Raw genomic sequence first — 1,109 nt, 5'->3', positions numbered from 1 at the left:
GAAGGACGTAGTAGCTTGCGATAAGCTGCGGGGAGCTAGCAAACAAGCTTTGATCCGCAGATTTCCGAATGGGGAAACCCGGCCTTTTAGGTCATTGCATACTGAATACATAGGTATGCAAAGCGAACGCGGCGAACTGAAACATCTAAGTAGCTGCAGGAAAATAAATCAACCGAGATTCCCAAAGTAGTGGCGAGCGAAATGGGATGAGCCTGCACGTTTTAGCATGACGGATAGTAGAAACCACTGGAAATTGGTGCCATAGAGGGTGATAGCCCCTTATACGAAATTCGATGTGTGGAACTAAGCGTGCGACAAGTAGGGCGGGACACGAGAAATCCTGTCTGAATATGGGGGGACCATCCTCCAAGGCTAAATACTCGTAATCGACCGATAGTGAACCAGTACCGTGAGGGAAAGGCGAAAAGAACCCCGGAAGGGGAGTGAAATAGATCCTGAAACCGTGTGCATACAAACAGTAGGAGCGGACTTGTTCCGTGACTGCGTACCTTTTGTATAATGGGTCAGCGACTTACATTCAGTGGCAAGGTTAACCGTATAGGGAAGCCGTAGAGAAATCGAGTCCGAATAGGGCGACAGTCGCTGGGTGTAGACCCGAAACCAAGTGATCTACTCATGGCCAGGATGAAGGTGCGGTAACACGCCCTGGAGGTCCGAACCCACTAATGTTGAAAAATTAGGGGATGAGCTGTGGGTAGGGGTGAAAGGCTAAACAAACTTGGAAATAGCTGGTTCTCTCCGAAAACTATTTAGGTAGTGCCTCAAGTATCACCATCGGGGGTAGAGCACTGTTATGGCTAGGGGGTCATTGCGACTTACCAAACCATTGCAAACTCCGAATACCGATGAGTGCGAGCTTGGGAGACAGACGTCGGGTGCTAACGTCCGGCGTCAAGAGGGAAACAACCCAGACCGCCAGCTAAGGTCCCAAAGATTGGCTAAGTGGAAAACGAAGTGGGAAGGCTAAAACAGTCAGGATGTTGGCTTAGAAGCAGCCATCATTTAAAGAAAGCGTAATAGCTCACTGATCGAGTCGTCCTGCGCGGAAGATGTAACGGGGCTAAGCCAGTCACCGAAGCTGCGGATAT

General features: G+C 49.8%; 1 rRNA gene. It reads left to right on the top strand.

Features of this window, described 5'->3' with window-relative positions:
• A 23S ribosomal RNA gene (locus tag RBA41_RS33325) occupies nt 1–1,109 on the top strand; the annotation flags it as partial.

Source organism: Massilia scottii (assembly GCF_030846495.1).
GTDB classification, from domain to species: domain Bacteria; phylum Pseudomonadota; class Gammaproteobacteria; order Burkholderiales; family Burkholderiaceae_D; genus Telluria_A; species Telluria_A violaceinigra.
Note: the sequence above shows the minus strand (reverse complement) of the source record. Positions and strands in the feature narration are given on the sequence as shown.